At 44.7% G+C, this 6579-nt stretch carries 7 protein-coding genes; 4 read left to right on the top strand and 3 right to left on the bottom strand.

Annotation, left to right across the window (positions count from 1 at the left end):
• Positions 1-3: 3 nt before the first annotated feature.
• Entirely contained in the window at positions 4-924 is a 921-nt protein-coding gene (locus tag IM477_RS05730) for a LysR substrate-binding domain-containing protein (protein WP_287660401.1), read from the bottom strand.
• Positions 925-1070: 146 nt separating this feature from the next.
• On the opposite strand from IM477_RS05730, the gene IM477_RS05725 reads away from it, so the two are divergent.
• Both IM477_RS05725 and IM477_RS05720 read left to right on the top strand, forming a co-directional pair.
• Positions 1071-1754: a cadmium resistance transporter gene (locus IM477_RS05725; protein ID WP_287730875.1), complete on the top strand. Its 684-nt coding sequence runs from the start codon at positions 1071-1073 to the stop codon at positions 1752-1754.
• 329 nt (positions 1755-2083) lie between these two features.
• On the top strand, positions 2084-2518 hold the full coding sequence (locus IM477_RS05720) for a YidH family protein (RefSeq protein WP_002762666.1): 435 nt from the start codon (positions 2084-2086) through the stop codon (positions 2516-2518).
• Positions 2519-2528: 10 nt separating this feature from the next.
• Here the strand turns inward: IM477_RS05720 and IM477_RS05715 are convergent, their stop codons facing one another.
• A complete protein-coding gene (locus tag IM477_RS05715; RefSeq protein ID WP_012267584.1) occupies positions 2529-3326 on the bottom strand; it encodes a sulfite exporter TauE/SafE family protein in 798 nt (265 codons plus the stop codon).
• A gap of 284 nt (positions 3327-3610) precedes the next feature.
• On the opposite strand from IM477_RS05715, the gene IM477_RS05710 reads away from it, so the two are divergent.
• Positions 3611-4615, top strand: a complete 1005-nt coding sequence (locus tag IM477_RS05710; RefSeq protein ID WP_287730876.1) for a sulfate/molybdate ABC transporter ATP-binding protein — start codon at positions 3611-3613, stop codon at positions 4613-4615.
• A 130-nt stretch (positions 4616-4745) separates the two neighbouring features.
• Here IM477_RS05710 and IM477_RS05705 read toward each other — a convergent pair whose 3' ends face one another.
• On the bottom strand, positions 4746-5285 hold the full coding sequence (locus IM477_RS05705) for a pentapeptide repeat-containing protein (protein ID WP_287730874.1): 540 nt from the start codon (positions 5283-5285) through the stop codon (positions 4746-4748).
• A gap of 374 nt (positions 5286-5659) precedes the next feature.
• Here IM477_RS05705 and IM477_RS05700 point away from each other — a divergent pair, with 374 nt between their 5' ends.
• Positions 5660-6355 (top strand): TerC family protein, encoded by a 696-nt coding sequence (locus tag IM477_RS05700; protein ID WP_287730873.1) that lies wholly within the window; start codon positions 5660-5662, stop codon positions 6353-6355.
• Positions 6356-6579 lie beyond the last annotated feature (224 nt).

Genomic DNA, 6579 nt, shown 5'->3' with positions numbered 1-6579 from the left:
AGATTACAACATCTGCTCGAAAACTTTACAGACGCGGGGTTGAAAGCGCTGACGGTGTTTTATTTTTAAAAAAGGGCGCATAAATTCGAGATAGCGAGGGGATAAACCGGAAGTATCGATGACTCGAATCGATCGCAATGTGCCTAATTCTAATTCCTTTTGAACCATCAATTCGGAAATGCCGGCAGCTGCCGAACTATTCTCGATGATTGCCTTGACCATTTCCCCCGTATTTAACAGCAAAGTCACCTTTAATGTCCGTAAATCGATGCCCCAATTCTGTAACGCTTCCTCGAATCTTTGTTGAGTTCCCGATCCCGATTCTCGCATTACCCAAGGGGTTTCCACTAATTCCGGCAATTCGATCGCTTCTCTTTTATACCAAGGATGAGAACGTCCGACAATAATTAATAGGCGATCGCTGCCGACGATCTCCTGTTCTAAACAATTTGTTAAATCACTCTTGACTTCTCCCTCGATTAATGCTAGGTCAAAACGTCCGTTAGCCGTACCCAGACAGATTTCTTCCGTATTAGCTAGGGTGCAGTTGATCTTAATTGCCGGATAGCGCTCCTGAAAATCGCTAATTTTTGCCGGGAGCCAATAGTTACCAATAGTCAAACTCGACCCTAATTGTAGTTCTCCCCGTTGCAAGTCGTTGAATTCCGCCAATCCCCTTTCTGTCAAAGTCACCTGGGTAAGAATGCGTTGCGCTTCTAATTGCAATAAACGTCCTGTTTCCGTGATCTCGATGTGACGACCGACGCGATGGAATAATTTCACCCCGTATTCACTTTCTAGGGAGGCAATGGCGGCACTGACGGCCGGTTGGGTGATATATAAAGCTTCTGCTGCTTTGGTGAAGTGGAGATGTTCGGCAGTCGCTAGAAAGATTTCCAGTTGATCTAGGGTCATTCTGGCCATGGCAAGGGGTTTTCCGTCTCTATTGGTCTTTCCATCATTTTAATTTATTAAATCAACAAGAAAGAATATTTGATTTTATTAATGGCTCTTTCTAGAGTAGAAGTAGGGCGATCGAGACCAGAAGAGCCGATTAAGAAAAAAATCCCATGACTACCATGATTACTGCCATATCCACAGCAATAGCGGCCTTTATTGCCACTAATCTCGATGACATCCTGATTTTGACGATTCTTTTTACCCAGGTCAATAAACTTTTTCGCCGTCGTCATATCGTTATCGGTCAGTATTTAGGCTTTATACTGCTGATTTTGGCGAGTTTAACCGGCTTTTTCGGGAGTTTCTTGATTCCGGCTCAGTGGATTCGTTTTCTCGGCCTGTTGCCGGTGATTTTCGGGATTCGGAGTCTCTGGCAGCGAGAAGAAACCGAGACGGATAATCCTCTGGAGATGGCTGTAGAATCAGCACCGTCTTCTCCTTTGCTGGCCTGGTTTTCCCCTCAAACCGGTGCTGTAGCGGCAATTACCATCGCCAATGGTAGTGATAATATCGGCATTTATCTGCCGCTGTTCGCTAGTAATACCTGGCCAAATTTAGTCACTATCGTCAGCGTTTTTCTGATCTTGGTGGGTGTTTGGTGTTTTACTGCTCATCAGTTAACTCAATTACCGGCGATCGCTAATTTAATTAGCAGTCACGGTAGCCACTTTGTCCCCTGTGTGCTGATCGGTTTGGGTGTGTTTATGATCAAGGAAAGTCTTCCCCTGGCTTTCTTGGCCTTATCCTTAAGCTATGGATGGACCCTTCTCCAGCAGCAAGCAGAATCTATTTAGGGTTTGCGGCAAAAAGTTTTTCCTGGGGGCAGGGTGTAGGGTGTAGGGTGTAGGGTGTAGGGTTTTACCCATTTTCAGGGAAAAAGTCCCGGAATTTTCCCCCCGATCACTCCAATGGCCGGTACTTTTGGATTTCAAAAAGGTCTAAAAGTCTTATCGAACAATGTTTTTAGATTTATTCAGCAAACCCTATTTAATTTTTGATTCAATACAAATACATCTAAAAAGAGATTTTAGATTTTTTCCATACCATCTATAACTCAAGTGCCATAGAATAACATCATCTTCTCAAACGATCAACTTGAAACCGACCCCTAGTCAACTCGATCATGTTATTTTTTCTCAAATCGCCAGTGACGGAAAGCAAGACCAGCATTAAACCGAAAAAAGTCAATCCCAATCGAGTCCGCGATCATCTGGCCAATGAACGCACCTATCTGTCTTGGATGCGAACGGCGATCGCATTAATGGGTTTTGGTATGGTTATCCTGCGTTTACGGGCCTTTCATCCTCCTCTGGTTCCCCGGCCCGGTTATGGCTGGAAATTAGGCTTAATGTTTGCTTTAGTGGGTTTATTGACCGTATTTTTGACCACAGCCCATTATTTTACAGTCAGACGAGATATAGATGAAGATACCTACGAACCAGCCGATCGATGGGTGCTACTATTTAGTTTAGCGATCGTTATTCTCGGTGCGGGAATTATCTATTTTGTCGCCACCAGTCCCGATCTGTTGATGGGTAGTATGATGACTTTCGAGTGAACTTTGGGGATTAGGTGGGTTGAAGTAAGCGCCAACTGACCGTGACTAGAACCGTATAAAGCAGTATTTTTAGGGCATTTTTGGGGAAATATTCCGATAATCTTGCTCCCACTACTACCCCCGGTATCCCACCCAACCAGATGGGAAGTACCAGATTCCAGTCTACCGTTCCTAATCCCAGATGACCGATGGAAGTACAGGTTAAGAGGATGGACGCTTGCGATAGATCTGTACCGACTAATTTGCGAGAATCAAGCTGAAAAAAGGTCATCAAGACCAATGCAAATAAGGAACCACTGGAAATACTGGTTAAACCGACCAAATAGCCTAAAACTGCCCCCAATATCGTTGTTTTTATCTGACCCGATCGAGTGGTTAAATCTAATTTTGGCCAGGACCAAGGGGACAAATCGGGAAAAAACAAGGAGATTAGTAGTTCCAGGGCCGCTAGGACAGTCACGATCATCAAGACAAGACCGATGATAGGAGGCAACCATTGATCGAGATTGAGGGAGCTATTCTGCTGAAAATAGCGAAAACCGACCAATCCTAACAGAGAACCGGGTACACTGCCAATTACTAGCCATTTTACCACTTCTAACTCGATCGTTTGCTGTTGCCAGTGACGAACAGTGCCGACCACTTTCATCAACCCGGCCGCTACCACATCGGAACCCACTGCGGTGGTAGCGGGAACCTGAAATACAAAGATCAATAGGGGTGTAATCAAGGATGAACCGCCAATTCCCGTTAATCCCACGACAATTCCGATAAAAAAGCTAAATATTGTCAATAAAGAATAGTCCATTTTTGCCTCAGTTGTCTCTTTTCTCCGGTGTGTTTCTGGTGGTTAAGGGACAAAATTAGTTAATTAAGCCTTTAGAACCGACTAAAAGAGCAAAAAAGAGTAATAGTAAGCTTTTATCGCTGTTTAATCTTTTTAGTCTCTGTTTACAACCAGTAATCTCCGAATCGAAACTTAATTTTCTTGCTATCTTGTAAAATGTGAGTGTATTTTAATACGATTGCGATTGAATCATGGTTAAAATACGGTCAAACCCTATACATTTTTTTGCCAGAGGATTAGCTACCGTGAGCATCATCATCGAGCGAGTATCGAAAAAATTCGGCACCTTTACTGCTTTAGACAACATCAACCTAGAGATCAAATCGAATCGTCTGGTGGCACTGCTCGGTCCGTCTGGTTCAGGAAAAACCACTCTCCTGAGAGCGATCGCAGGATTAGAACCTCCCGACACAGGCAAAATTATCATCAACGGCAAAGACACAACCAATTTAAATGTCAGAAAAAGGAATATTGGCTTTGTTTTTCAGCATTATGCGCTTTTTAAACACCTGACGGTGCGTCAGAATATCGCTTTCGGTTTAAATATTCGCAAAGCTGCCCCGGACTACATTCAAAAACGAGTGGACAATCTCTTGAGTTTAATTCAATTGCAGGGATTAGGCGATCGCTATCCGGCCCAACTATCCGGGGGTCAACGTCAACGGGTTGCCCTGGCCCGGGCCTTAGCGGTGGAACCGGAAGTATTATTATTAGATGAGCCTTTTGGGGCCTTGGATGCCAAAGTTAGAAAAGAGCTACGAGTTTGGTTGCGACAGTTACACGAGGAGGTCCATGTCACCAGTGTTTTTGTCACCCACGACCAGGAGGAAGCCATGGAAGTGGCCGACGAGATCGTAATTTTCAATGAGGGTAAAATCGAACAGGTGGGAACTCCCGATCAGGTGTACGATCATCCTGCCTCTGCTTTTGTGATGAGTTTTATCGGCCGGGTGAATGTTTTGCCACCGACCTCGGCTGCACTATTCGAGCAGCTCGGAGGGGGTACTAACGGAGTCAAGATTTTCATTCGTCCCCACGACCTAGAAATTCTCTCTTTTCCCAATGGGTCTAGCATTGAGGCAAAAGTCGAGCGCATTATCCATCTGGGTTGGGCCATCGATGTGGAATTAATTCTACCGGATCGCTCTCTCCTGATTGCCCATCTGAATCGAGAACAACTGGCTCAACTGCATCTCCAAGTCGGGGAGCAAGTTTATGTTCGTCCTCGGGATGCTCGCGTTTTTGCTTAAAAGTAAGGACGTTGCTGATTTGAGATCTGAATCTTCTTTTGTGGGATTTTTCAAACCTAGACCCAAACTAACTTTTGTACGGGAACCTGCACGGTTGGCATTCATACCTTATTCAGCAACGCCAACTTTTTTAGAATAGATTGGGATCGACACCGATCGCCCCTTCACCGTCCGCATCTTGCAGGTTAGCACCGTCTAACCGAGCATTAGTGAGATTGACCTTCTCTAAGTCAGCTTTTTGCAGATTGGCGTTGGTTAAGTTTGCTCCTTGCAGGTTGGCTTTTTCTAAATCTGCACCTAAGAGATTGGCCTTGCTTAAATCGGCTCCCGCTAGGAGAGTTTTGCCGAGGTCGGCTCCCTGGAGATTAGTCCCTTTGAGGTTAGCACCCTGTAAGTTTGTTCTTTCTAGATCCGCTTGGCTGAGGTTTGCTCCTTCTAGATTGGCCGAGGACAAGTTTAAATCTTTGAGGCTAATTCCGTTAAAGTCACAACCGACACAGGCGTTAGTTTCCTGTAGTTTTTGCAGATTATCGGCGGCAGCTGGCTCGACCAGAGTAATTTTTGCCGGTGCGCCGCCAGTGGGGGTAACGGCCTTAGCGATGGCAGGGTGGAAGCAAGAAAAAACTGTGATTAGCAATAGACAGAAGGCTGTCAGTAGCTTCGGTTTCATCGTTTTTGATCTCCTTGAGTGATCTTTTTGAGTCTCTGTTTTCACTCTAGGCAATGGCTTTAATAAAAACAAATATTCTTTGTTTTCAAATCCATAAATTCCCTTTATGCAAAGCTGGGAAGCCCCCTCGCCGTTCCATCACTTTTATTTATTAAAACGACAATTAAGAATATTTGCTTTTATGCTTGTCCCGTACCTAAGATGATAGTGTCCGGCCAAAATCCTAGTCAAGGAGAGCGTTTTCAGCAATCTCGCCATCGATCGCAAGCTCAAGAACTTGACCTTAAATTTATACCGACAAAAAAATAGTCAAGAATCCTAGCAGGAAATACCAAGACGCATCTACAACGTCATAAAAGTAAAAATATAATTATATGTCCCCTCAAATTCTCGATATAGCTGAAAATCTCTCTCTAACCACTTGCGGCACTATTCTCACCCTGGCAGTCTTAGAAACCATTCTATCGGCCGATAATGCCGTCGCCCTAGCGGCTTTGGTGCGAGAACTTCCCGACCCCAGACAACAACGCCAGGCTTTAAACTGGGGATTGGCCGGGGCATTTGTGTTAAGAGTTGCCATGTTAGTCAGTGCCAGTTGGACAGTTAAATTCTGGCAGGTGGAGGTACTGGGTGCTATTTATCTGATCTGGTTAGCGGGTAAGCATTTTTGGCAGAAATTTTTGAATATAGAAATAGAAGACGAAAATTTTGCCCTTAATCTCGCCATAGAATCTTTTGGCCGTGTTATTGTTCTGATTGCTTTTACGGATCTGGCTTTTTCCCTCGATAGTGTGACAACAGCGATCGCCCTAGCCGATCAATTCTGGATTCTTCTGACTGGTGGTATTTTGGGAATGTTAGCCCTACGATTTTTGACCGGTTTATTTGTCAGGTGGTTAGCTGAGTTTGTTTACCTACAAGATGCGGCCTATCTGACGGTTTTAGCGGTAGGGGGAAGATTGTTATTAAAAGCTTGTCAACCAACCTATTTGCCGCCAGAGTGGATGGTATTAATGATGGTGGCGGCCTCCTTAAGTTGGGGCTTTTCTAGGCGTGTTGTGGTGGAATAAGTCTAGCAGCAAGGGATTTTCTCAATTTTTTAGGAGCGTGTCAATCGTTATACTCCGGGACGACGGGCGACTGTGACATAATTTGGGACTAGGTACGTTGACACTCCCCGCTCTAAAGAGACGGGGATTCTTGGTTCACAGAGATTACTTGCTTAGACAGAATTGCTTCTGAAAAAGTAGAGGTATTCTCTCCCCAAGCGTTTATTGGATCGAGCCCAAAGGTT

The organism is Microcystis sp. M090S1, from assembly GCF_020246295.1.
In the GTDB taxonomy this organism is placed as follows: Bacteria; Cyanobacteriota; Cyanobacteriia; order Cyanobacteriales; family Microcystaceae; genus Microcystis; species Microcystis aeruginosa.
The sequence above is the reverse complement of the archived record's forward strand: the minus strand, read 5'-3'. Positions and strand labels throughout refer to the sequence as shown.